The organism is Clostridium sp. LIBA-8841 (assembly GCF_034439435.1).
In the GTDB taxonomy this organism is placed as follows: domain Bacteria; phylum Bacillota; class Clostridia; order Clostridiales; family Clostridiaceae; genus Sarcina.
Window position 1 is genome coordinate 1 of the sequence record NZ_JAPCKJ010000005.1, and the last position, 24,463, is coordinate 24,463.

At 29.6% G+C, this 24,463-nt stretch carries 18 protein-coding genes, 8 tRNA genes and 1 other annotated feature; of the genes, 1 reads left to right on the forward strand and 25 read right to left on the reverse strand.

Going from position 1 to position 24,463, the window contains the following annotated elements:
- Nucleotides 1-421 precede the first annotated feature (421 nt).
- The gene (murD, locus tag OIF33_RS13055; RefSeq protein WP_322504707.1) at nucleotides 422-1,798 is read right to left on the reverse strand and encodes a UDP-N-acetylmuramoyl-L-alanine--D-glutamate ligase; all 1,377 of its coding nucleotides are present in this window, start codon (nucleotides 1,796-1,798) and stop codon (nucleotides 422-424) included.
- A 305-nt stretch (nucleotides 1,799-2,103) separates the two neighbouring features.
- Between murD and hydE the strand changes: the two genes are divergently transcribed.
- On the forward strand, nucleotides 2,104-3,147 hold the full coding sequence (gene hydE, locus OIF33_RS13060) for a [FeFe] hydrogenase H-cluster radical SAM maturase HydE (RefSeq protein WP_322504708.1): 1,044 nt from the start codon (nucleotides 2,104-2,106) through the stop codon (nucleotides 3,145-3,147).
- Nucleotides 3,148-3,368: 221 nt separating this feature from the next.
- Here hydE and OIF33_RS13065 read toward each other — a convergent pair whose 3' ends face one another.
- The 24 genes from OIF33_RS13065 to yabQ all read right to left on the reverse strand — a co-directional run bounded on the left by OIF33_RS13065 (nucleotide 3,369) and on the right by yabQ (nucleotide 24,454).
- Nucleotides 3,369-4,610, reverse strand: a complete 1,242-nt coding sequence (locus OIF33_RS13065) for an NAD(P)-dependent oxidoreductase (protein WP_322504709.1) — start codon at nucleotides 4,608-4,610, stop codon at nucleotides 3,369-3,371.
- Between the two features lie 92 nt (nucleotides 4,611-4,702).
- Nucleotides 4,703-5,569 (reverse strand): S66 peptidase family protein, encoded by an 867-nt coding sequence (locus tag OIF33_RS13070; RefSeq protein ID WP_322504710.1) that lies wholly within the window; start codon nucleotides 5,567-5,569, stop codon nucleotides 4,703-4,705.
- A gap of 222 nt (nucleotides 5,570-5,791) precedes the next feature.
- Nucleotides 5,792-6,910: a M20/M25/M40 family metallo-hydrolase gene (locus OIF33_RS13075; RefSeq protein ID WP_322504711.1), complete on the reverse strand. Its 1,119-nt coding sequence runs from the start codon at nucleotides 6,908-6,910 to the stop codon at nucleotides 5,792-5,794.
- Between the two features lie 325 nt (nucleotides 6,911-7,235).
- A complete protein-coding gene (locus tag OIF33_RS13080) occupies nucleotides 7,236-8,639 on the reverse strand; it encodes a glycine--tRNA ligase (RefSeq protein WP_322504712.1) in 1,404 nt (467 codons plus the stop codon).
- Between the two features lie 170 nt (nucleotides 8,640-8,809).
- Nucleotides 8,810-8,979 (reverse strand) — a binding site (T-box leader).
- 119 nt (nucleotides 8,980-9,098) lie between these two features.
- A tRNA-Asn gene (locus tag OIF33_RS13085) sits at nucleotides 9,099-9,173 on the reverse strand.
- A gap of 165 nt (nucleotides 9,174-9,338) precedes the next feature.
- Complete coding sequence (lysS, locus tag OIF33_RS13090) at nucleotides 9,339-10,844, reverse strand: lysine--tRNA ligase (RefSeq protein WP_322504713.1); 1,506 nt, start codon at nucleotides 10,842-10,844, stop codon at nucleotides 9,339-9,341.
- 25 nt (nucleotides 10,845-10,869) lie between these two features.
- Nucleotides 10,870-11,346: a transcription elongation factor GreA gene (greA, locus tag OIF33_RS13095; RefSeq protein WP_322504714.1), complete on the reverse strand. Its 477-nt coding sequence runs from the start codon at nucleotides 11,344-11,346 to the stop codon at nucleotides 10,870-10,872.
- A gap of 278 nt (nucleotides 11,347-11,624) precedes the next feature.
- A complete protein-coding gene (gene dusB, locus OIF33_RS13100) occupies nucleotides 11,625-12,605 on the reverse strand; it encodes a tRNA dihydrouridine synthase DusB (RefSeq protein WP_322504715.1) in 981 nt (326 codons plus the stop codon).
- 6 nt (nucleotides 12,606-12,611) lie between these two features.
- The gene (locus OIF33_RS13105; RefSeq protein WP_322504716.1) at nucleotides 12,612-13,391 is read right to left on the reverse strand and encodes a type III pantothenate kinase; all 780 of its coding nucleotides are present in this window, start codon (nucleotides 13,389-13,391) and stop codon (nucleotides 12,612-12,614) included.
- A gap of 201 nt (nucleotides 13,392-13,592) precedes the next feature.
- Nucleotides 13,593-15,263 (reverse strand): formate--tetrahydrofolate ligase, encoded by a 1,671-nt coding sequence (locus OIF33_RS13110; RefSeq protein ID WP_322504717.1) that lies wholly within the window; start codon nucleotides 15,261-15,263, stop codon nucleotides 13,593-13,595.
- Nucleotides 15,264-15,463: 200 nt separating this feature from the next.
- Nucleotides 15,464-17,269 carry an ATP-dependent zinc metalloprotease FtsH gene (ftsH, locus tag OIF33_RS13115; RefSeq protein WP_322504718.1) on the reverse strand — a complete coding sequence of 602 codons (1,806 nt, stop codon included), beginning with the start codon at nucleotides 17,267-17,269 and terminating at the stop codon, nucleotides 15,464-15,466.
- 74 nt (nucleotides 17,270-17,343) lie between these two features.
- On the reverse strand, nucleotides 17,344-17,895 hold the full coding sequence (gene hpt / locus OIF33_RS13120; RefSeq protein WP_322504719.1) for a hypoxanthine phosphoribosyltransferase: 552 nt from the start codon (nucleotides 17,893-17,895) through the stop codon (nucleotides 17,344-17,346).
- Between the two features lie 2 nt (nucleotides 17,896-17,897).
- Entirely contained in the window at nucleotides 17,898-19,307 is a 1,410-nt protein-coding gene (gene tilS / locus OIF33_RS13125) for a tRNA lysidine(34) synthetase TilS (RefSeq protein WP_322504720.1), read from the reverse strand.
- A 218-nt stretch (nucleotides 19,308-19,525) separates the two neighbouring features.
- Nucleotides 19,526-21,916, reverse strand: coding sequence for a stage II sporulation protein E (gene spoIIE, locus OIF33_RS13130; RefSeq protein WP_322504721.1), 2,391 nt, complete (start codon nucleotides 21,914-21,916; stop codon nucleotides 19,526-19,528).
- A 335-nt stretch (nucleotides 21,917-22,251) separates the two neighbouring features.
- A tRNA-Leu gene (locus OIF33_RS13135) sits at nucleotides 22,252-22,340 on the reverse strand.
- Nucleotides 22,341-22,356: 16 nt separating this feature from the next.
- Nucleotides 22,357-22,433, reverse strand: a tRNA-Met gene (locus tag OIF33_RS13140).
- Nucleotides 22,434-22,436: 3 nt separating this feature from the next.
- A tRNA-Met gene (locus OIF33_RS13145) sits at nucleotides 22,437-22,512 on the reverse strand.
- 7 nt (nucleotides 22,513-22,519) lie between these two features.
- Nucleotides 22,520-22,608: transfer RNA gene (locus OIF33_RS13150), tRNA-Leu, on the reverse strand.
- A 16-nt stretch (nucleotides 22,609-22,624) separates the two neighbouring features.
- Nucleotides 22,625-22,701: transfer RNA gene (locus tag OIF33_RS13155), tRNA-Met, on the reverse strand.
- A gap of 3 nt (nucleotides 22,702-22,704) precedes the next feature.
- Nucleotides 22,705-22,780 (reverse strand) — tRNA-Met (locus OIF33_RS13160).
- Nucleotides 22,781-22,786: 6 nt separating this feature from the next.
- Nucleotides 22,787-22,875, reverse strand: a tRNA-Leu gene (locus tag OIF33_RS13165).
- 325 nt (nucleotides 22,876-23,200) lie between these two features.
- Nucleotides 23,201-23,605, reverse strand: coding sequence for a S1 domain-containing RNA-binding protein (locus OIF33_RS13170; RefSeq protein WP_322504722.1), 405 nt, complete (start codon nucleotides 23,603-23,605; stop codon nucleotides 23,201-23,203).
- Nucleotides 23,606-23,664: 59 nt separating this feature from the next.
- Nucleotides 23,665-23,985: a septum formation initiator family protein gene (locus tag OIF33_RS13175; RefSeq protein WP_322504723.1), complete on the reverse strand. Its 321-nt coding sequence runs from the start codon at nucleotides 23,983-23,985 to the stop codon at nucleotides 23,665-23,667.
- Nucleotides 23,986-24,079: 94 nt separating this feature from the next.
- Nucleotides 24,080-24,454, reverse strand: a complete 375-nt coding sequence (gene yabQ, locus OIF33_RS13180) for a spore cortex biosynthesis protein YabQ (protein ID WP_322504724.1) — start codon at nucleotides 24,452-24,454, stop codon at nucleotides 24,080-24,082.
- Nucleotides 24,455-24,463: the final 9 nt, after the last annotated feature.

Genomic DNA, 24,463 nt, shown 5'->3' on the forward strand with positions numbered 1-24,463 from the left:
TCTTCGTCGCCCTCAAGCGACTTACTTAGTTTAACATCACTTCGAAACTTTGTCAACAACTTTTTTTAAAAACTTTTAATTTGTTTTGTTAAGTTGTTTTTGGTGTGTCTCAGCGACAAGGATTATCTTATCACCATAAACATTATTATTCCACTATTAACAATTAGCTTTTTAAAATTTATCCCCAAAATACTTTATTTTTCTTCTTTTTATTACATTTTTTATGTATTGATACTCCTGGTCACGTTTTTATCTATTTTTTACTACTTTATATATTATTACTGGTTTTAAAATATTTTATTCAAAATTTCAATAAAAAATAATAAATAAAAAATGAGCTATATTAAAATTTTTGTTCTAATATTTTCTAAAGTAATATTAGATTTATTTTTAATATAACTCATTTTAATTTTTTATATTATTATAGGGAGTTTACTATATCCTTAAACTTATCCCCTCTTACTTCAAAGTTTTTAAACATATCAAAACTTGCACAAGCAGGTGAAAGTGTTATTATATCTCCATCCTTAGCTATAGATTTAGCTATATTTACTACTTCTTCTAATGAATCTCCTGAATATGTTGGAATTTCAATTCCTTTTTCTTCTTTTAATTTTTTAAAGGCAGCTTCTATTTTTTCTTTTGTTAATCCAAATAATACTATAGCTTTAATTTTTTCATATCCTTCATAAGCTAATGGTTCAAAAGGAACATGTTTATCATATCCTCCAGCTAAAAGTATAACTGGTTGTTCAAATGCTTTTAATCCTGCTAAAGTTCTTGTTGGAGTTGATGCTATAGAATCATTATAGTATTTAACTCCATCAACTTCTCTAATAAATTCACATCTATGATGAACTCCACCAAAAGTTTCTGCTACTATTTTCATTGATTCTATTGATACTTCATCATAAACAGCTAAAAATGCTGCTAAATAGTTTTCAACATTATGCATACCTTTTATAACTATATCATCTTTTTTACATACTTCTTTCCCATGAACATATAGCTTTCCATCTTTATAGTATGCATCTTCACCTTCTGTTTTCTTTGAACTAAATCTAACAACTTTACCTTTTGCTTCTTTATCTAAATTTTTAGTTATATCATTTTCATCATTTATTACTAAAAGATCATTTTCTTTTTGGTATTTTAAAACATTTTTCTTAGCATCAATATACTCTTGCATATCTTTATGCATATCTAAATGATTTGGAGTTATATTAGTAACTATTGCTACATCAATTTCAACATCCATAGTCATAAGTTGGAAACTTGATAATTCCAATACAACTTTGTCCTCTTCTTTTATTTCTTCTATGTTTGAAAATAATGGAGTCCCTATATTTCCTCCTGTCCAAGTTTTGTATCCTTCTTGTGATAATAACTTAGACACAATGGTTGTAGTTGTTGTTTTACCATCACTACCAGTTACCCCATAAACTTTACCTTTGCAATATCTTACGAATTCCTCCATTTCTGAAGTAATATACGCACCTTGATTTTTACATCTTACTAAAGCTTCACTGTCTATTCTCATAGATGGTGTTTTAAATATAACCTCAAAGCCAGTTAATCTATCTAAGTAACCTTCTCCAAGCTCTAATTTTACTCCAAACTCTTCAAATTCTTTTGAAACTTTTCCTAATTCTTCAGCAGATTTCATATCAAAAGCAGTTACTTTAGCCCCTAGTTTAACTAAAAACTTTATAAGAGGTATATTACTTACCCCAATGCCTACAACAGCTACATTTTTTCCCTTTATAAATTCTTTAAACTCATTAAAGTCTCTCTTCATTTTGTGGCCTCCAAAATTTTCACCAATATTATAATGGTCTTTATAAATTATATCCTATTTCTTTCTAATTATAACACTATGGAATTCCCCATTCCATATCATTATAACTTATTCAGAGTCATTCTATTTTGTTCTAGTGATGATTTTCTAAAAATATTCATGTTATAATAATTATTAATCTATTTTTAACTATATTGTTTAAAACAAGTTGTTCAATTATAATTATTAATTAATAACAATTTTAGGTTATAAAGATATATTCTTAATAACTAAAATCCTTATACAAATTAATTAGGAGGATTAATATGAATAGTATTATACAAAAAGCAAAAGAAACTCATGAACTTTCAAGAGAAGAAATCATAGCATTATTAAAAGATGATTCTATTAATGAAGAACTTTTTAAAGCTGCTGATGAAGTTAGAAAAAAATATCTTGGTGATGAAGTACATTTAAGAGGACTTATAGAATTCACTAACATATGTAAAAGAAACTGCATGTATTGTGGACTTAGAAGAGATAATAAAAATCTTAATAGATATAGACTTTCCCATGAAGAAATTATAGATTTTGCAAAAAAAGCCGTTGGTTATGGATATAAAACTTTAGTTCTTCAAGGTGGTGAAGATGATTATTTCACCGTTGAACGTTTAATTCCTATAGTTAAAGATCTTAAAGCCTTAGGTGTTGCTTTGACATTAAGTATAGGTGAAAGACCTTTTAAAGAATATAAAATGTTAAAAGAAGCTGGAGCTGATAGATTCCTTTTAAGAATTGAAACAACAGATAAAAAACTATATGAAGAACTTGATCCTGGTATGAGCCATGAAAATAGAATTCAATGCCTTAAAAACTTAAGAGAACTTGGATATGAAGTTGGAAGCGGTTGTCTAATTGGATTACCAGGACAAACAATAGAATCTATAGCTGATGATATCTTATTTTTTAAGGAACTTGATGTAGATATGAATGGTATAGGACCATTTATTCCAAATGAAGATACTCCTCTTAAAGATTCCGAAGGTGGAACATTTGAAATGGCATTAAAGGTAACAGCTCTAGTTAGATTACTTTTACCAGATATAAATATTCCAGCAACAACAGCTATAGAATCATTAAATAAACAAGGTAGAGTGATTGCTCTTCAAAGTGGCGCCAATGTAGTAATGCCTAATGTTACTGAAGGAGAATATAGAAAACTTTATGCTCTTTATCCAGGTAAAATATGTACAGGCGATACTCCAGCTCACTGTAGAGGATGTATTACTGGTAAAATTAGAGGAATAGGAAGAATAGTTTCTGATGGTCCTGGATTTAGAGCTAATGGATTCAAACCAAAAGATCGTTAATTATCATGACTCAAAGAACTTATAAATAGACTCCGAGAATTACTGAATTTTACTAACAATTTATAACTTTTATTATGGAGGCTTATATAAAAAAACTCTAGAACAATTTAGCATTTGCTAAATTAAATTCTAGAGTTTTTTCTTTAATTCAATATATAAACCTAAAACTTAAAATTAATAAACGAAACTTAATTAAAAAATCAGATGTATTTATCTATTATTTAATTATTCTTACAGAATTTATCTATTGCTTCAGCAACTTCCTTACTATTTGCAACTGCTTCTACAACAGTTTTGGGTCCACTAACAACGTCTCCTGAAGCAAATACTCCTTCAAGTGTAGTACTACCATTCTCATCTGTTACTAATAATCCATATTTATCTGTTGATATTTCTTTAGTCTTTGATACAATATTATCTCTTGGTGCCTGACTAATAGCAACAATTATTGAATCACATTTGAATATACCTTCACTGTCTTCTAAAGTTTTAAATGATACTCTGCCATCTTCAGAAATCACTCTTTCTGTCTGTACGTACTTTATACCATCTTCACAAACTTCTACAGGCGCTTTATAAAGTTCAAACTTAACTCCATCTTCTTTTGCTTCTTCTATTTCAACCTTTGTAGCTGGCATATCCTCAAAGCTTTTTCTATAAAGAACATAAGTATCCGCACCATTTCTCTTAGCAGTTCTAGCTGCATCCATAGCAACATTTCCAGCTCCAATTATAACTACTTTTTCTCCAAGGTTATATGATTTTGGGGCTTTTAAGTAGTCTATAGCATAATGAACATTTCCTAATGTTTCTCCTTTAACATTTAAAGTTTTAGGATTCCAAACTCCTGTTGCTATAAATATGGCTTTATAACCATCATTTTTTAACATATCTAAAGTAATTACTGATCCTATTAAAGTATTTGGTCTTATCTTAACATTTAATTTAATAAGTGCCTCTTCATATTTATCTATTATATCTCTAGAAAGTCTAAAATCAGGAATTCCATATCTTAATACTCCACCAATTTTATCATTTTCTTCAAATATAGTTACTTGATATCCCTTTTTAGCTAATATAAACGCTGCTGTTATTCCTGCAGGACCTCCACCTATTATAGCAATTTTATCTTCTAAAATAGTTTCTTGAGTAAGATCTAAATTAGCTAAGAACTCTGATGATATTTCTCTCTCTATTTCACTAAAGTTTACAGGTGTTTCCTTTATTCCTTTTATACAATTTCCTTTACATTGATCTTCATGTGGACATACTATAGAACAAACAACTGATAAAGGATTGTTTTTAAATAAGATTTCCCCAGCCTCTTTAATTTTATCTTCTTTAAATAAACCTATTATCTCAGGAATAGGCGTGCTTATTGGACAATTAGCTTTACATCTTGGATTCTTGCACATTAAGCATCTTAAAGCTTCTTCTTTTAAGTTTTGCTTATTTGATGTCATTTTAATAAACCCCCTGCTTTCTTAACAATTTATACAAATTCTTTATTGCTTGCATAATATATTATCTTATCAAAATAATTTAATCAAGTCATTTATTTAAAACTTAAGTATTTTCCTATAGAAATACATTTTGCATCTGATCCATGACCAAGCTCACTAGTTTTTAATATCGGAATATTAAATTCTCCTAAAGCTCTTTTTAGAATTTCTATTATATTAGGTGAGCAATTATCTCTTTCCATTTCAGTAAACTCTCCTAATATTATTCCTTTTATATCATTAAAGACACCTATATTTTTATATTGAGTAATATATGTAGCCATCTTTGCTGAATTTCCACTAAAACTTTCTAAAAATAATATTTTATCCTTAAAATTAGGCATATATTTAGTTCCTGCTAATTTTAAAAGACATCTTATATTGCCACCTACAACAACACCTTCAAGAGAATCTCCATTTATCCATTGATAATCTAAATTAAAGATATCATCTTTTCCTTCTATAAAAGAATCCTTGAAGTTTTTTAATTGCTCTTTTTGAAACTTCCCAACTAAGTTTCTTAATTGATAGTTATATGTAGTAATTTCACATTGAGAATAAATAGCATTAAGAATTACTGTTAAATCGCTATATCCAAAGAAAGGCTTAGAATTATTTTTTATTAAATCAAAATCTAAGTATTCTAAAACTTCATTTGCCAAATCTCCACCAGAAATATCAAAAATCATTTTTACCTCATCATTTAAAAATAATTCTTCTAAAGACTTAGCCCTTTCTTTTCCAGTTCCACTAAAAAGATTATATTCCTTAGCATATAGAGTTTCTGCTTCAACAATATCTATATCAATACTATTTAAATTATATTTTAATACTTCTATTATTTCCTTATTTTTCATACTCAAGCCATTAGAACAGCTTATTATTCCAATTTTATCTTTTTTATTTAAAAAACTACTCATAAAAAACCTCCAAAAAAATAAATGTTATTTACATAATAACATTTATTTTTCTTATTCATATTTTAAAATACTTCTATTAAATTAACCCCTATATTTTTAATAATATAAACTTTTATTAACTAACTTACCTAACTAAATACATATAAGAAAAAGATTTTTAGATATCTTTTGAATAAACATAAAAAATAGGTGAAGAAATATTCTTCACCTGTTTTTATTTAATTACTTGGCTATACTCTCTTTTATTAATTCAAGTACAACTTTTGATAATGTTCCTAAATCCTCGATTTTCATATGTTCTTCTAAAGTATGAGGTTTTCTCTCTCCACTTGAAAGATTAACTGCTTTTATTCCATTACAGTTAAATATATTTGTATCACTTCCACCACCTGAAGCTTTAGTTTTTCCTTCTATTTCTAAGTTTTTAAATGCTCTTTTTGCATGTAAAACTATGTCATCATTATCATCTACAACAAATGGTCCATACATTCTATTTACTTGAATATCAATTTCTCCACCAAATTTCTCAGCAGAAGCTTTAAAAGTTTCTACCATATGGTTTGTTTGAGCATCTAATTTCTCTGTAACTGTACTTCTTGCCTCTGCATCTATTATTACTTCAGGACAAACTACGTTGTTAGCAACACCACCTGAAATTTTACCTATGTTAGCTGTAGTATCTTCATCTATTCTTAAAAGTTTCATGTTTGATATAGCATCTGAAGCTATTTGAATTGCACTTATTCCAGACTCTGGTGAAACTCCAGCATGGGCAGGTTTCCCTTTTATAACCACCTTTAAAGTATCATGAGCTGGTCCTACTGTAGTTATAAACCCTGGATCTCCACTTGTATCAAAAAGGAATGCTTTTTTAGCTTTTATTTTTGAATAATCTAAGTTTTTAGCTCCTAAAAGACCTGTTTCCTCAGCTATTGTAAATACAACCTCTATATCCGCATGATCTATATTATTTTCTTTTATAATTCTTAGTGCTTCAACAATGGCAGCTATTCCACCTTTATCATCTCCACCTAATATAGTTGTTCCATCACTATATATAACACCATCTTTTATTACTGGTTTTATTCCTTTACCAGGTTTAACAGTATCCATATGACATGCAAAAAGTATTGTTTCACCCTCTACATTTCCTTTTAATCTAGCTATTAGGTTTCCTGAACTTGATCCTACTTTTTCTCCAGCATTATCAAATTCAACTTCTAATCCTGCATCAACTAAATCTTTTTCTAATCTTTTAGCAAAATCACCTTCACTATATGTTTCACTATCTATTTGTATATAATCTAAAAAACTATCTAAAACTCTTTTTTCATTTATCATTATATTCAAGCCTCCCTTAAAGCAATTCAATAAATTTTATCTAAATTATACCATAAAAATACACTTGTCCATAATAAAGAAACATAAAAAAGCCCTAAAAACACATAAACACTTATAAGTAGATGTAGAAAATATCTGGATGAGCTTTTGAATTTAAAATATTACGTAGAAGGATTTGTGTTAAAAAGCGAAGATTGTTCGACGTGAAGCTAGTTATCGTAGCTTTAACAAATCCTTCATAGTAATATTTATAAATTCTTAGCGAAATCCAGTAATTTTAGTAATCTACTTATAAGTGTTTTAGTTTTTAAGACTCAAAGATTTCTTAGAATTCTAAGCTTTTTTCTATTATAGCTCTTACGTCTTCTATTTTAACTCTTTGTTGTTCCATGTTATCTCTGTCTCTTACAGTTACACATCCATCTTCTAAAGTATCGAAGTCAACTGTTATGCAGAATGGAGTTCCTATTTCATCTTGTCTTCTATATCTCTTACCGATACTTCCTGTCTCATCATAATCAACATTGAAGTGTTTGCTTAATTCAGCATATACTTCATCAGCTTTTTCTGATAATTTCTTAGAAAGTGGTAATATAGCAGCTTTAAATGGTGCTAAAGCTGGGTGTAAGTGCATTACAGTTCTTACATCAACTTTTCCATTAGCTCCTTCTAATTCTTCTTCATCATAAGCTTCAACTAAGAATGCTAAAGCAACTCTGTCAGCTCCTAATGATGGTTCTATAACATATGGTACATATTTTTCATTTGTTGTTGGGTCTAAGTAAGTCATGTCTTGACCTGAATGCTCAGCATGCTTATTTAAGTCATAGTCTGTTCTATCAGCTATTCCCCAAAGTTCTCCCCATCCGAATGGGAATAAGTATTCTATATCTGAAGTTGCATTTGAGTAGAAGCTTAATTCTTCTTCTCCATGATCTCTCATTCTTATGTTATCTTTATTCATTCCTAAGTTTAATAGGAAGTTCCAACAACTTTCTTTCCAGAAGTTGAACCATTCTAAATCAGTTCCTGGTTTACAGAAGAACTCAAGCTCCATTTGTTCAAACTCTCTAGTTCTGAAAGTGAAGTTACCTGGAGTTATTTCGTTTCTGAAAGACTTACCAATTTGAGCTATACCAAATGGTACTTTCTTTCTTGTAGTTCTTTGTACTGATTTAAAGTTTACGAATATACCTTGAGCAGTTTCTGGTCTTAAGAATACTTCGTTTTTACTATCCTCAGTTATTCCTTGGAAAGTTTTAAACATTAAGTTGAACTTTCTGATTTCTGTGTAGTTCATTTTTCCACATTTAGGACAAACTATGTTGTTCTTAGTTATGTAGTCCATTAACTCTTCATTAGTCCATCCATCAGCTGTAGCTACTTCTACACCACTTTCAGTCATATGATCTTCAACTAATTTATCAGCTCTAAATCTAGCTTTACACTCTTTACAATCCATTAAAGGATCTGAGAATCCACCAACGTGACCTGATGCAACCCAAACTTCTCTATTCATTAATATAGCTGAATCTAATCCAACATTATATTTGCTCTCTTGAACGAATTTTTTCCACCAAGCTCTTTTAACGTTATTTTTGAATTCAACTCCTAGTGGGCCGTAATCCCATGAGTTCGCAAGTCCACCATATATTTCTGAACCTGGGAATATGAATCCTCTATTTTTACATAAGGCTACTATTTTATCCATAGTTTTTTCTACTGCCATTTCAATTACCTCCATTTATATTAAATAACTTGTTTTATATTAATTCTTCACTTTATAAAGAACTTTAAACCTTCCCGAAGAAATATTTCTAACAGTTTTAACTGCTAGAAATACTCATGTAGATTAACAGTATAAGGGCTTTGTTATAAAATAAAAAAAGCCATTACATTCAAAGGGACGAAATAAAATTCCGCGGTTCCACCCTTTTTAGCAAAAGCTCATCTCTCTTAAAACAATTGTACTCAAAAGCTCCCTTCATTTTAAATCTCTAATAACTTTCACCAACCGTTATCTCTCTAAAAAAGATTTTAAAACTACTCTTCTTTATCACAGTACATATTTAGTTATACTCTTAATTTTATCAAAACTAAATTATATGTCAATAAAAAAAGAATTTATAAATATATAAAAATTTATATATTTATAAATTCCTTCTTAATTAATTTTGAATAAAAAAAATGGCTCCTCGGAGAGGACTCGAACCTCCAACCTATCGGTTAACAGCCGAGTGCTCCACCATTGAGCTACCGAGGAACATTTACAATTTTATTATAGCATACTTTAAATAAAATACAATACTTTTTTTAACTAAATTTCAAGAAATATTTAGAAATTTTTTCTGAATATTTCTCTTTAACACCAGTATAGATTTATAAAAAAAATAGAAGTTTACTATTGAGTAAACTTCTATTATAAAAACTATTTTTGTGGTTTCATTGTTGGGAATAATATAACGTCTCTTATTGATGAAGAATCAGTTAAGAACATTATCATTCTGTCTATTCCTATTCCTAATCCACCTGTTGGAGGCATACCAGTTTCTAAAGCACTCATGAATTCTTCATCTAACATGTATGCCTCATCATCTCCGTATTCTCTTTCCTTAGCTTGTTGTTCAAATCTTTCTCTTTGAACTATTGGATCGTTAAGTTCTGAGTATGCATTACATACCTCTCTACCATATACGAAACCTTCAAATCTTTCAGTGAACATTTCATTTCCTCTCTTCTTCTTAGTAAGAGGTGAAATTTCAACTGGATAATCTACTAAGAAAGTAGGTTGGATTAATTTCTCTTCACCGTATTCTTCGAATAACATATTTAGAACTTCACCTTTAGTAACCTTATCTAATGGTTTAGGGAATTCTAAGTTTTTCTCTTTAGCTATAGCTTGTGCTTCTTCATCACTCTTAATTTCGTTAAAGTCTATTCCAGCGAATTCTTTAACAGCATCAACCATAGTTATTCTTCTCCATGGTGGTGTGAAGTCTATTTCAGTTCCTTCATAAGTAACTTTAGTTGATCCGTTTACTTTTTCACAAACATATGCAATCATGTTTTCCATGATTTCCATCATATCATTATAGTCAGCATATGCTTCATATAATTCTATAGCAGTGAACTCTGGATTATGTCTTACTGAAACTCCTTCATTTCTGAAGTTTTTACCCATTTCATAAACTTTTTCAAATCCAGCAACTATTAATCTCTTTAAGTATAACTCTGTAGCAATTCTTAAGTACATATCTATGTCTAAAGCATTGTGATGAGTTATGAATGGTCTAGCCGCAGCTCCACCAGCTATTGGTGAAAGAATTGGTGTATCAACTTCTAAGAATCCTCTATTGTCTAAGAACTCTCTTATAGCTTTTACTATTTGAGATCTCTTAATAAAAGTATCTTTAACTTCTGGGTTTGTTATTATATCAACTTCTCTTTGTCTGTATCTTAAATCTGGATCTTTTAATCCATGCCATTTTTCTGGTAATGGTTTTAAAGATTTACAGATTAATTCAAATGAAGTTACTTTTACTGAAACCTCACCCATTTTTGTTTTAAATACTTCTCCAGTTGCAGCAACCCAGTCACCTAAATCGAATGTTTTAAATTCTTTTAAAGCTTCTTCTCCAACATTATCAATTTTGATAAATAATTGAATTTTACCAGCTAAATCTGCTAAATCAGCGAATACAACTTTACCTTGACCTCTTTTTGACATAAGTCTTCCAGCAATTTTAACTTCTTTACCTTCTAACTCCTCAAAATTATTTTTTACATCAGCAGAAGAGTGTGTTCTCTCCACCTTGTATACATCAAATGGGTCCTTACCAGCTTCCTGTAATTCAGCAAGCTTTTGTCTTCTTAACATCTCTTGTTCACTTAATTGAGCTTCTGCTTCGTGAATATTCATTTCCTCATTTGACATTTAAAAATCCCTCCATCTATAATATCTATCTTCTTATTCCAAGAACTTCGAACTTAGTAGTTCCTCCTGGTACTTCTATCTCTATAACATCTCCAACTTTTTTACCCATTAAACCTTCACCAACTGGTGACTCGTTTGATATCTTAAAGTTCATTGGATCTGCTTCTGCTGAACCAACTATTGTATATTCAATTTCTTCGTCAAAATCAAAGTCCATAACTTTAACTATTGATCCAACTGTAACTATATCTGTTGATATTTCTGATTCGTCAACAACAACAGCATTTTTAAGCATATTTTCTAACTGAAGTATTCTTCCTTCAGTGAAAGCTTGCTCATTTTTAGCTTCATCATACTCAGAGTTCTCACTTAAATCTCCGTATCCTAAAGCAACTTTTATTTTTTCAGTTATTTCTTTTCTCTTTACTGTTTTAAGATATTCTAATTCGTCTTCTAATTTTTTAACACCTTCATATGTCATTATATGCTTCTTTTCGCTCATTTTCTTTCTCCCCTTTGAACATATTATTATAATATCATATTTAAACTTAACCTGTTAATATACAATTCATAAAAACTTTAAGATTATTAAGCCTGATTATTCAAATTATTATAATTCTTAAAGATTATTATGTCAAACCATATATTACATAAGATAGAATCTACTAAATAAAAAAACATTATTTAGCTTTCATTCTCACCTTTATTTGTATAAATTAAACATCTAATATTTGATTGATGCTTTATTATATCCAGTTATATTTCCATTTATGATAAATATTATAAGTTATTTTGCATTAAATATTCTTTATACTCTTTAAGAATATCCATAATTTTTTCTGGATTAGCTTCTAAGTTTAATTTGTTCTTAATTTCAGTACAATTATTTAAACCTTTTATATACCAAGCTGCATGTTTTCTCATTTCTCTTACAGCTTTATAATCTCCATCATATTTAAGTGCTAAGTTATAGTGTCTTATGCACATATCTATTTTTTCATCAGGAGTTGGCATATAAACCTCTTTTCCATTTAATTTCTGAACTATTTGCTTAAAAATCCAAGGGTTTCCCATACTTCCCCTTGCAACCATGATTCCATCACAGTTAGTTTCATTTTTAAGTCTTAAGGCATCATCTGCATTAAAAACATCACCATTACCTATAACAGGAACATTAACTGCTTCCTTTACTTGTCTGATTATATCCCAGTCAGCCTTTCCTTCATACATTTGAGCTCTAGTTCTTCCATGTACAGCAATAGCGTCTGCTCCTGCTTCTTCCATGATTTTAGCAAACTCAACAGCATTTATGTTATTCTCATCAAAGCCCATTCTAAACTTAACTGTTACAGGCTTTGTTGCAACTTTTTTTATGCTACTTATAATATCGTAAGCTAATTTAGGATCTTTCATTAAGGCTGAACCTTCACCATTTTTAACAATCTTAGGTGCAGGACATCCCATATTAACATCTATTATACATATATCTTCATTTGTATTGAAATGTTTCTCCGTAACATAAGCCATTATTTCCGGATCATTTCCAAACATCTGACAAGATACCGGTTTTTCTTCATCTGCAATTCTCATTAATTCTTTTGTATTTTCACTTCCATAGTACAATGCCTTTGCACTAACCATCTCAGTGCAAACAATCCCTGCACCCATCTCCTTACATAATCCTCTAAAAGAGATATCCGTAACTCCAGCCATTGGTGCTAAGAAAACATTATTTTCTAAAACTATGTTTGATATTTTCATCAGTTTCTACTCCTTGTTTTTTTCGTAAAGAACTTTAAGTCCTTCTAAAGTTAATTTACGATCTACTTCATCAATTACATCCGTTTCGCTATAAACAAGTTTAGCTAACCCTCCTGTAGCTAATACAAATGGTTCCTTTTCTCCTAAGTCCATCATTTCCTTTTTCATACGTTTAACTATATATTCAACTTTTCCAATATACCCATAAATTATTCCAGCTTGCATACTTGTAACTGTATTTTTACAGATTAAACTCTTTGGCTTTTCAAGCTCTATTCTTGGAAGCTTTGCAGCCCTTTCAAATAAAGCATCTGCTGAAATTTGAATTCCTGGACATATATTTCCACCTAAATAATCACCTTTTTCAGTAATAGCACAGAATGTTGTTGCTGTTCCAAAATCAATTATTATCATAGGTTTTTTATGCTTATCAAAAGCAGCTACAGCATTTACTATCCTATCTGCTCCAACTTCTTTAGGATTATCATATTTTATATTAATTCCAGTTTTTATTCCAGGCCCTACTATAATTGGTTCTTTACAGAAACATTTTCTAACCATATTCTCTAAAGAATGCATTATATTTGGAACTACTGAAGAAATTATTATTCCTTCGACTTCTTCTGGATTTAGTTTTGCTTGATTAAATAGTTGCATAACTTGTATTGAATATTCATCTGATGTTTTCTTAGAATCTGTAGATATTCTCCATGACGCTATATATTTTTCACCATCATGAACCCCTAAAACTATATTTGTATTACCTACATCTATTAATAAAATCATGTGTTTTACACCACCTTAATATAATTAAAGACAGCCAATAAAGCTGCCCGGAAAATACCATGTACCCTTTATATAACAATATTAATTTTAACAACTACTATCCATTTGTCAAGCAATTACAATTACTAGATTTTAAATAAAAAAAGCTTACACAACTATTTTTTCTCAATAGCCATGTAAACCTTGAAATTATCTAAACTTTTAGAATAATCCTACTATTTCTCCATTGTCTTTTATGTCCATTCTATTAGCTGCTGGAATCTTTGGTAAACCTGGCATAGTCATAACATCTCCAGTTAAAATAACTATAAATCCAGCTCCATTTGAAACTCTAACCTCTTTAACCGTTATATCAAAGTTTTCTGGTCTTCCTAAAAGACTTGGGTTATCTGATAATGAATATTGAGTTTTAGCCATACATATTGGAAGCTTATCTAGATTAAACTTCTCAATTTCAGCTATTTGTTTAAGAGCTTGCGGAGTATAGTTTACACCTTTTCCACCATATATAGTTTGAACAATTTTTAATATTTTATCCTTTATTGATTCCTCTGAATCATAAATCATTTTAAAGTTTGAAGGTTCATTTTCAATTGTCTTTATAACTTTATTAGCTAAGTCAATTCCACCTTCTCCACCTTTTTCCCAAACTTCTGTTAAGCTAACTTCTACACCTAAATTTTTACAGAAACCTTCTATAGCTTTAACCTCTTCATCTGAATCAGTTATGAATTTATTTATAGCTACAACTACAGGTACTCCATAAGCTTTTATATTTTCTATTTGCTTTTCTAAGTTTTCCATTCCTTTATTTAAAGCATCTACATTTGATATGTTTAATTCATCTTTCTTAATTCCACCGTGATGCTTTAAAGCTCTTATAGTTGCTACTAAAACTACACAATCAGGATTTAAGTTACCATATCTACATTTTATATCTAAGAATTTTTCTGCTCCTAAGTCTGCTCCAAAACCAGCCTCTGTTATAGTTATATCACTCATTTTTAAAGCTGTCTTAGTTGCTATTATAGAGTTACATCCATGAGCTATATTAGCAAAGGGTCCACCATGAATGATAGCCGGTGTATTTTCTAAAGTTTGAACAAGATTTGGTTTTATAGCATCTTTCATAAGTAATGCCATAGCTCCTTGCACTTCTAACTCCTTAGCATAAACTGGCTCTCCATCTAAGTTGTATGCAATTAAGATATTACCCATTCTTTCTTTTAGATCTTCTAAGTCTTTAGCCATACATAATATAGCCATTATCTCTGATGCAACAGTGATCATAAAACCATCTTCTCTTAAGAAGCCATTTATTTTACCACCCATTCCAACAACTATATTTCTTAAAGCTCTATCATTCATATCCATAACTCTTTTAAACACAATTCTTCTTGAATCTATTCTTAATGGATTTCCTTGATGAATATGATTGTCGATTGCTGCACATAAAAGATTATTAGCTGAAGTTATGGCATGCATATCTCCTGTGAAATGTAAGTTTATATCTTCCATAGGAACTACCTGTGAATATCCACCACCTGCAGCTCCACCTTTTATTCCAAAAACTGGTCCTAAAGATGGCTCTCTTAATGCTATAACAGTATTTTTACCTATCTTATTTAAAGCCTGTCCTAATCCTACTGTAACAGTTGATTTTCCTTCCCCTGCTGGTGTTGGGTTTATAGCCGTAACTAAAACAAGCTTACCATCTTCATTATTTTCTAGTCTATCTATTGCCTCTAAAGATATTTTACATTTATATTTTCCATAAAGCTCAATATCATCTTCTCCAAGGCCTATTTTCTTAGCAATATTTATTATTGGCTCCATTTTAGCACTTTGTGCTATTTCAATATCATTTTTCATAATTCCGCACCTCATTCCAAACTAATATATTTAATATTATAACCATAATTTCTTAAAAAACAAAGAGTTTTATCGAACATTTTTAATTATTTAATTTAAAACATTCGTATAATTCACTATTCTTTAGTCAATTATAATATAAAATAACCGTTAATTAAATATTAATATAAAAAAAAGAGGCATTAATTGCCTCTTTCTTATTAAGAATTTTTAAATATTTCTCTAAACTCATCACCATCAATCTTTTCTTTTTGAAGTAAGACATCAGTTACTGCGTTTAACTTATTAATATTCTCTTTTAAGATAGATTCTGCTCTATTATAAGCTTCATCAATTAATTTCTTAATTTCTTCATCAATTCTAGCACTAGTTTCTTCACTTATATTGCTACTTTTTCCAATATCTCTACCTAAGAACACTTCGCCACCATCACTATTACCAAATGATATAGGACCGATAACATCACTCATTCCATATTCCATAACCATACTTCTAGCAATGTGACTTGCTCTATCTATATCATTTTTTGCTCCAGCACTTATATCTCCAATAACTAATTTCTCAGCTACTCTTCCACCTAAAAGTTCAACCATTTTATCCTTAAGCTGTTTCTTAGATGTATGTGTTCTATCTTCTTCTGGTAAATTCATTGTATAACCAGCAGCCATTCCTCTTTGTATTATACTAATTTCATGAACTGGATCTGCATATTCTAAAACATTACTTACAACGGCATGACCTGATTCATGAACAGCAGTGATTCTTCTATCGTATTCACTTACAACTCTACTCTTCTTCTCTGGGCCAGCTATTACTCTTGTTATAGCTTCTTCTATATCTTTCATATCAATGCTACTTTTATTATTTCTAACAGCCAATAAAGCTGCTTCATTAGTTAAGTTTTCTAAGTCTGCACCACTAAATCCTGGTGTCATCTTTGCTAAAACTTTTAAGTCTACATCTTCTGATAGATTTTTATTTCTAGTATGAACTTTTAATACTTCTTCTCTTCCTTTAACATCAGGCGCACCAACTAAGATTCTTCTATCAAATCTTCCTGGTCTTAATAAGGCTGGATCTAAGATATCAGGTCTATTTGTAGCCGCTATCATGATAATACCTTCATTAACACCAAAACCATCCATCTCAACTAGAAGTTGGTTTAATGTTTGTTCTCTTTCATCATGACCACCACCAAGTCCAGCACCTCTTTGTCTACCAACTGCATCAATTTCGTCTATAAATATAATACATGGAGCATTTTTCTTAGCTTGCTCAAATAAGTCTCTTACTCTTGAAGCTCCAACCCCAACAAACATTTCAACAAAATCTGAACCTGATATACTAAAGAAAGGAACGCCAGCTTCACCTGCTATAGCCTTAGCAAGAAGCGTTTTACCTGTTCCTGGAGGTCCTACTAAAAGAACTCCCTTAGGTATTCTTGCACCCATTTCGATATACCTCTTAGGTTGCTTTAAGAAATCAACAATTTCCTCTAACTCACCTTTTTCTTCATCAGCACCTGCTACATCTTTAAATGTAACTTTCTTTGCATCTAAATTTGCCATCTTTGCTTTACTTTTTCCAAAATTCATTACTCCTCTATTTCCGCCACCGCTTTGAGCTTGTTGCGTAAACATAAAGAAAACAAAGAATAGCACACCTACTATAAGTAAAGTCGGAATAAAACTAATCCAAATACTCATATTGTTAGGTGGATTATATTTTATTTTAGTTTCTATCCCTTGAGTGTTTTGTAAAAGATGATCTAACATTTGATCTGAAACATATGCTGTAAATTTCTTTCCATCTTTAAGAACTCCCTCAACGGACATCTTATCTTCCTTGATTGTCATTGTTTCTATTTGATTGTCTACATATGCTTGTTGAAAATCACTGTATGATATTACTTTTCCTTGAGTCCCATTTCTATAAAAAGCAAATGCGAATAGAATTATTACAGCGAAAACAGCTATGTAAGTAATCACGCCTTGTATTTTTTTCATCTCTATGGCCCCCCTCTCTGACTATCATTTTTAAGAATTTTATCATAAGAAATATTATTTTACAATATTTTGAATTACTTCTTGTAAACTTCTTCTTTTAAAGCACCAATGAATGGTAAGTTTCTATACTTTTCAGCATAATCTATTCCGTATCCAACTATAAATTCATCTGGAACATCAAATCCTTTATATTTAGTTGAAACATTTGAAGTTCTTCTAGCTTCTTTGTCTAATAAAGCAACTATTTCTATACTTGCTGCCTTTCTAGCTTTTAAGTACTCTAAAAGATAGCTTAAAGTAGTACCTGTATCAACGATATCTTCAACTATAAGAACATGTTTATTTTCTATATCACTATCTAAATCTTTTAATATTCTAACAACACCTGAAGTTTGAGCAGAGTTGCCATAGCTTGAAACAGCCATAAAATCTATTTCACATGGTATGCTTATATTTTTTATAAGATCTGAAGTAAATACTACTGAACCTTTTAATATCCCTACAACTAATAAATCTTTTCCACAATAGTCTTCACTTATTTCCTCAGCCATTTCTTTTACACGTTTAGCTAACTGTTCCTCTGAATATAAAACCTCTTTAATATCATCTCTTATGTCTTTTTTCATAATTAATTTTCCTTTCCTCCAAAAGTAATTTTAATTACCTTTTTAGTTTTATTTGTAACTTTAAATGTTTCACTAACATTAGATCCTACAATCCATGCTATTTCATTATTAAACAGCACTAAGGGAATAAAATCTCTTTCTTCTTTAGGTATCTTATTATTTATAAATATATCTTTTATCTTTTTACTACTTTTCATTCCTAAAGGAATTATTTTATCTCCATTTTGTCTAAATCTAATCTCTATATTGGAAATTTTATCATAATCAAAAGACTTTATAAATCTATCTTTTGAAAATTTTTCACCTTTTTTAAAATCTTCTACTATTAGTTCATATTTTCCTAAAATTTTATCTTCTATTATAACTTTTTTCTTTTCATCTAACTCATTTTTAATATTTTCTAAATTTAAAACTTTATTCTCTTTAATCTTTGAAATATCAACTAACTTTATTCTTATTTGTCCATATTCATTTAAAGCAACTACGCCATTAGTTATATTTATTTGTTTACCTGTTCCTTTATCCTTTAAAGCAATTATGTCATATATATGTTTTAGTTCAAAGTTATTATGCTTTGAACTAACCTCAAACAAAGCTTTTTTTATTATTCTTGTTAATATGGTTTCCTTTTCATTAAATGCTTCTTCTTTAATGACTATGCTATTATTTTCTCTTACACACAATTTAGGAAATCTCTTTTCAACCTCTTCCTGTATGAACTCTACATCCTTACTACAACTATAAGCTAACCTATTTAATGCAGTTACTATATCAGGATTAAAGTTTTTTTCTATAAATGGTATAGCCTTTAACCTTATTTTATTTCTTGAATATATTTCTTCTAAATTAGTTTCATCTATTCTAGGTTTTAGATTGTTTATTTCACAGTATTCTTCAATTTCGTTTCTTCTTAAAATTAATATAGGTCTTATGAAAATCTCATCTCTAACTGGCCTAATTCCAACTAAACCTTCTATTCCAGTTCCTCTTAAAGCTCTCATAATAAGTGTTTCAGCTTGATCATTAGCGTTATGTGCTATAGCAATCTTATCTAATGAGTGTTCAGTTTTTAATTTTTCAAAAAACTTATATCGCTCTTCTCTTCCAGCCATTTCCGTGGAAATATTTCTTTCTTCACTTATTTTATTTATATCAACTCTCTTTATAAAACATTCTATATTTAAGCTTTTGCAAAGCTCCTCAACATAAGCTTCATCTTTTAAAGCACTTTCTCCTCTTAAACAATGGTTAACATGTGCTGCATATACTTCTATATGTAATAAATCTCTCAACTCACTTAAAATATGTAGTAGACATACTGAATCTGGTCCACCTGATAAAGCCACTAAAACCTTATCTCCACTTTTAATCATGGAGTTCTCTTGTATAAAATCTATAACTTTTTTCTTCATTGTAACTCACTCCATAAATATTATATTTTGCCCTAATATTATAACACATAAAAAAATCCATTAGGTTATAAAAAAAGTTCGTATAATTCATTTAAAATAATAAATTTAATAGTTTACTTAAAAATAAAAGAAAGTGCATAAGAACTTTTACTTTTAAATAAAACCTATAAATAACATATAAATATAGATTTTATTTTGTTCTTACCCACTCTCCTTTCTTAATTTATTCCAAAAACCTTAGATACAACAACAGTCATATCATCCTTGGCTTTTCCACCACTTAACTCTTTTGCCTTTTCTAAAATAGCCACTGATAACTCTTTAGGTTGTCTATACTTGGTATTTTTTAAGAATTCAATTAACCATGTTGTATCAAAGCTTCCATCATTTTTCACATCTAAAATTCCATCACTTATACTAACTATAACATCACCATTTCCTACTTGTTTTTCAACAGTATCTATATCAGGCTCCTCCAACACTCCAAAAGGAAGTGTATTAGAATTTATAACTTCTATCTTATTTCCTCTCTTTATAAAACTCTCTATAGCCCCAACCTTCATAAATTTAGCATCACCAGTGTATAAATCTATCTTATTCATATCTAATGTAGAAAACTTCTCATCTTCGCTAAATTTTATACTCATTATTGCATTCACTGCATCAATTGCTATTTTTTCATCAAAACCGACTTCCATAAATTTCTCTATTATTTCAACAGAAACTTTACTTTCTAATCCAGCTTCAGGTCCTGATCCCATACCATCTGATATTACAGTAATATAATTTCCATCTTTAGTTCTACCATATGAATATGAGTCTCCAGTAAATTTTTCTCCTTCCTTAGTTGCGACTGCAACATGAGAAGTAACATGATATTTAGGAGATTCTTCAATAACTACTTCACACATATTGTTTTTACTATTTATGTTACATCCTTCACTTCCAATGCTCATATTTTTTCCTATGGATTCACTTATTATAGGAAGTACAGTTTTAATACAGTTTTGAGCTCCCATACAATTTTCCATTTGCATTTTCACTTTAATTCTTCCATTTTTATCGTTATAACATATTAAACTTCCAAATTTAATTCCGTATTTCAAAAGAGATTTCTTTATATTTTTTTCTATATCTGTACATAAATGAAGTTCATTTCCAAACTCATCAACTATCTCACCGATTGTAACTGACATATTATTTATATGATTTGATAATATTTTTCTTCCTTCTCCTAATCTATTTCTCAATGTTTCATTAATCATATGGATATTCATTATATCTTCTAAATTTTTCATTAAAGCATATTTTTTAATACATTTTTTCTCAAGCTCATGAGGAAAAGTTCCTGAGTTGTTTTCATAGTTTATTATAAGCTCTGAAAAAGCATTATATGTTTGATGAAGTTCTCTCTTCCAACACATATATCTCATATCACACTCACTACAAGTTCTATCAGATAAATTTTCCACTAAAGCATTTCCTTTATTTTTTATAGCTAATTTATCATTGCTTACTAAATTGTTTAAAGATTTGCCCATTATAGATAAAACATCAGTAAAATCTTTAAGTCTATCAGTTAACTCATCCTTAATCTTACTAAATCTGACTTCACTAAAATAATCAACCTTTTTATCTTTATTTATTTCTAGAGAAACTTTATTGTATAATTTTTTAGGAATTAGAAGGAATATCCCTGTACCCACTAATACTTCAATAAATAGAATATTATTAAATATTCCTGAATATAAAGTTACTATTACAAAAATTATGTTAAATGATAGAGCCGTAAAAAACTTTCCTGATTCTCTAAAAATTCCAGCTACCAAACCACAAGCTCCATAAATAGCTATACTTTCCATAAGATTTCCTGTGGTAAATCCTAATATTATTCCCATAGTGATACCAGCGCTAGCTCCCATATTTGTATCTGAAATAAATGCTAAAGCTATAATGAAAAGTATCGCTACTATATTTCTAAAACTCACATCATATACTGATACAGTTCCGATACCAACAATTAGTAAACATAAAAATAATTCTATGCTAACTATTTCATCTATAGAGAAAAAATGTTGAGTATTTATTTCTTCTACACATTTTAATGTATAACTTACAACATAATATATAGGAAATGCTAAAGCTGTAACCGAAGCCGCGTTTATTAAATATAAAATGAAATCAGATTTTCCTACTAAAACCCCATAGGCAAATAATATAGAAAATATAATAATAAAACTTATTATATTTCTAGTTTTCTTGGCTACTTTACTCATAGAAATTATGGTAATTATAGCTGCTATTATTATGTAAGCTGGAAAACTTATAGGCTTATTAAACAAAGTAGCGTATCCCACTACTACGCCTAAACTAGAAGCTAGTATATATTTTTTTTCATAATTTGTTATTGCGATTAAATATGCTAATCCAAATGGAGCTAATACTTGTACTACTCCAAAGGTCATATCTAAATACACTCTACTTATTAATATCCCTGCAACCATAGACATAATAAGACCAACAGTAGAAGCTTCTATTTTTATATTATTTTTTACCTTTTCTGAATCCTTTACTCTTTTGTAATTATCAATTTTAACTCCATATTGCATATTTATCCTCCTAACCTTCTATCTTTATCAACATTATAGCAAGATTAAAAGGAAATATTTGTAAATTAATGGTGCTGTTTTTTTATTTTTTTAAGACATAATCAAACAAAAATTTTTAGGAAATTTATTTTTTTATACTATATTTATAATTTTATTTCCAGTTTAATGGAAATAATTGAATTTCTATAATCTTTTAAAGGATATATTATCTTTTTTTAGAATCTAATAAATATATTTTTGTTGAATAAAGTAATTTTTTATCTATTTAAAAAGATAATTAATTTAGAAAAAAAGAAGTGTAAAACAAAAAAACTCATCTTAATTAAGATGAGTTTTGGTGCCGAAGACCGGAATCGAACCGGTACGGTGTGTTAGCACCGCAGGATTTTAAGTCCTGTGCGTCTGCCAGTTCCGCCACTTCGGCATATATTAAGTTTAAATGGTAGCGGGAACAAGATTCGAACTTGCGACCCTTCGGGTATGAACCGAATGCTCTAGCCAGCTGAGCTATCCCGCCATGTGGTTGCGGGGGCAGGACTTGAACCTACGACCTTCGGGTTATGAGCCCGACGAGCTACCAGCTGCTCCACCCCGCGATATTATTGGTGCCGAAGACCGGAATCGAACCGGTACGATGTGTTAGCATCGCAGGATTTTAAGTCCTGTGCGTCTGCCAGTTCCGCCACTTCGGCATATATTAAGTTTAAATGGTAGCGGGAACAAGATTCGAACTTGCGACCCTTCGGGTATGAACCGAATGCTCTAGCCAGCTGAGCTATCCCGCCATGTGGTTGCGGGGGCAGGACTTGAACCTACGACCTTCGGGTTATGAGCCCGACGAGCTACCAGCTGCTCCACCCCGCGATGTTGTGGTGCCGAAGACCGGAATCGAACCGGTACGGTGTGTTAGCACCGCAGGATTTTAAGTCCTGTGCGTCTGCCAGTTCCGCCACTTCGGCATGTCATCGTGTTTCCCAACGACAAGATTTATTATACATAAGCATTAGGATACTGTCAACATATTTTTTAAAGTTTTTTATAAAAATTATTATAAATATTAACAAAAGCCCATGAAATCTAGCATATAACTTAAAAATATTAGAAAAAAACCTCTATAATTTTCCCTATCTTTTTTAAAACTAATAAGAAAAATAATAAAAATCTCTTCTAAAAACCTTTAATATATTTCTAAAATTTATTTTTACAATCATCATTTTCATATAACTTTCTATTATAAAATTTAAAATCCCTTAGAAAACTTCTAAGAGATTTTAAAAAATACTATTAAATTGATTTTCTTTTTCTTTGTTTAACGTCTTGATGTTTCTTTACATCTTGAAGTCTTTCTTCACTATCTTTTAAGAATTTTGACATTATATCCTCAAAGTTTTGCTTTGGCTTAGCTTTCTTTTCATTCTTCCACTCAAAATCTGCAGGTTTAACAGATTTCTTTTTTGGTGGCATAGCTTGCTTTATTGATAAGCTTATTTTGCCTTTATCATCAACTGATATTACTTTAACTTTAACTTTGTCATCCTCTTTAAGATGCTCTCTTATATCTTTAACATAAGTATCTGCTACTTCAGATATATGAACTAAACCTGTTTTTCCTTCCACTTCAACAAACGCACCAAAGTTTGTGATGTTAATTATTCTACCCTCTAATATGTTTCCTGCCATTAAGGTCATGTTTAAAAGATTCCTCCTTAAATTTATAAATAAAATATATGTTATTTTTAATAATAACCTTATTTATCTTGATTGTTTTTTGTTTCAGTATTATTTTGTTTGTCTTGAGGTGAATCTGAGTTTGTAATAACTTTCTCGCCTTCTTTAATCATACCTAATCTTTCTCTAGCCATTCTTTCTATGTATTCGTCTGTTGAAGATTGGTTTACCTCATTTTGTAACTTTTTATTTTTATCTTGAAGCTCATTAAGCTGAGTTTGCTTAGCTTCTATGTCTTTTTGTATTTTATTCATTGCAAGTTCTTGTCTCACATATGATATGCAGAATATAGCAATCAATATAATTATCACCAAATTCTTTAAATTCATTCTTTTCTTCACTCTTATACCCCCATACTTAGAATGGTATGTATAAGTCTATTGTAAACACTATTATACCTTAATTCAAGAAATTTTTCCCTTGCAAATTAACTTTTTAATTTGTGAATGTATTTTTTAAGACATATCTTATATTTTTAAATATTATTCTCATATTCTTTAATAGTATAGCTAAAATTCTATGTTGTATTCTTCTAAAGTATTTAGATAAACATTTTAAATAAATCAATAAAGTTATTCCCATAAATACATATACATATGCACCTAAAAATGCATAATTATATTTTAATAAAAATATGAATATAACTAAGCTACACCATATCCAAAATAAGATATCTTCTATTGTTATTAATATTTTATTTTTGCAAGCTCCCCTAAACTCTCTATAAATATCAAACAAAAATCCGACTATCAGTCCAGATATTATTGCAAAAATAACAATTCTAAATTGAATATTTATATCTAAAAGCATATCTACCAC

What these genes read in the sequence shown, in the direction of transcription:
- lysS (WP_322504713.1), bottom strand. Translation starts at nt 10,844, where the DNA reads ATGTCAAATGAGGAAATGAATATTCACGAAGCAGAAGCTCAATTAAGT.
- OIF33_RS13080 (WP_322504712.1), bottom strand. Translation starts at nt 8,639, where the DNA reads ATGGCAGTAGAAAAAACTATGGATAAAATAGTAGCCTTATGTAAAAAT.
- OIF33_RS13170 (WP_322504722.1), bottom strand. Translation starts at nt 23,605, where the DNA reads ATGACCTTAATGGCAGGAAACATATTAGAGGGTAGAATAATTAACATC.
- hydE (WP_322504708.1), top strand. Translation starts at nt 2,104, where the DNA reads ATGAATAGTATTATACAAAAAGCAAAAGAAACTCATGAACTTTCAAGA.
- greA (WP_322504714.1), bottom strand. Translation starts at nt 11,346, where the DNA reads ATGAGCGAAAAGAAGCATATAATGACATATGAAGGTGTTAAAAAATTA.
- yabQ (WP_322504724.1), bottom strand. Translation starts at nt 24,454, where the DNA reads ATGCTTTTAGATATAAATATTCAATTTAGAATTGTTATTTTTGCAATA.
- OIF33_RS13110 (WP_322504717.1), bottom strand. Translation starts at nt 15,263, where the DNA reads ATGAAAAATGATATTGAAATAGCACAAAGTGCTAAAATGGAGCCAATA.
- ftsH (WP_322504718.1), bottom strand. Translation starts at nt 17,269, where the DNA reads ATGAAAAAAATACAAGGCGTGATTACTTACATAGCTGTTTTCGCTGTA.
- tilS (WP_322504720.1), bottom strand. Translation starts at nt 19,307, where the DNA reads ATGAAGAAAAAAGTTATAGATTTTATACAAGAGAACTCCATGATTAAA.
- spoIIE (WP_322504721.1), bottom strand. Translation starts at nt 21,916, where the DNA reads ATGCAATATGGAGTTAAAATTGATAATTACAAAAGAGTAAAGGATTCA.
- murD (WP_322504707.1), bottom strand. Translation starts at nt 1,798, where the DNA reads ATGAAGAGAGACTTTAATGAGTTTAAAGAATTTATAAAGGGAAAAAAT.
- OIF33_RS13065 (WP_322504709.1), bottom strand. Translation starts at nt 4,610, where the DNA reads ATGACATCAAATAAGCAAAACTTAAAAGAAGAAGCTTTAAGATGCTTA.
- hpt (WP_322504719.1), bottom strand. Translation starts at nt 17,895, where the DNA reads ATGAAAAAAGACATAAGAGATGATATTAAAGAGGTTTTATATTCAGAG.
- OIF33_RS13075 (WP_322504711.1), bottom strand. Translation starts at nt 6,910, where the DNA reads ATGATAAATGAAAAAAGAGTTTTAGATAGTTTTTTAGATTATATACAA.
- OIF33_RS13070 (WP_322504710.1), bottom strand. Translation starts at nt 5,569, where the DNA reads ATGAGTAGTTTTTTAAATAAAAAAGATAAAATTGGAATAATAAGCTGT.
- dusB (WP_322504715.1), bottom strand. Translation starts at nt 12,605, where the DNA reads ATGAAAATATCAAACATAGTTTTAGAAAATAATGTTTTCTTAGCACCA.
- OIF33_RS13105 (WP_322504716.1), bottom strand. Translation starts at nt 13,391, where the DNA reads ATGATTTTATTAATAGATGTAGGTAATACAAATATAGTTTTAGGGGTT.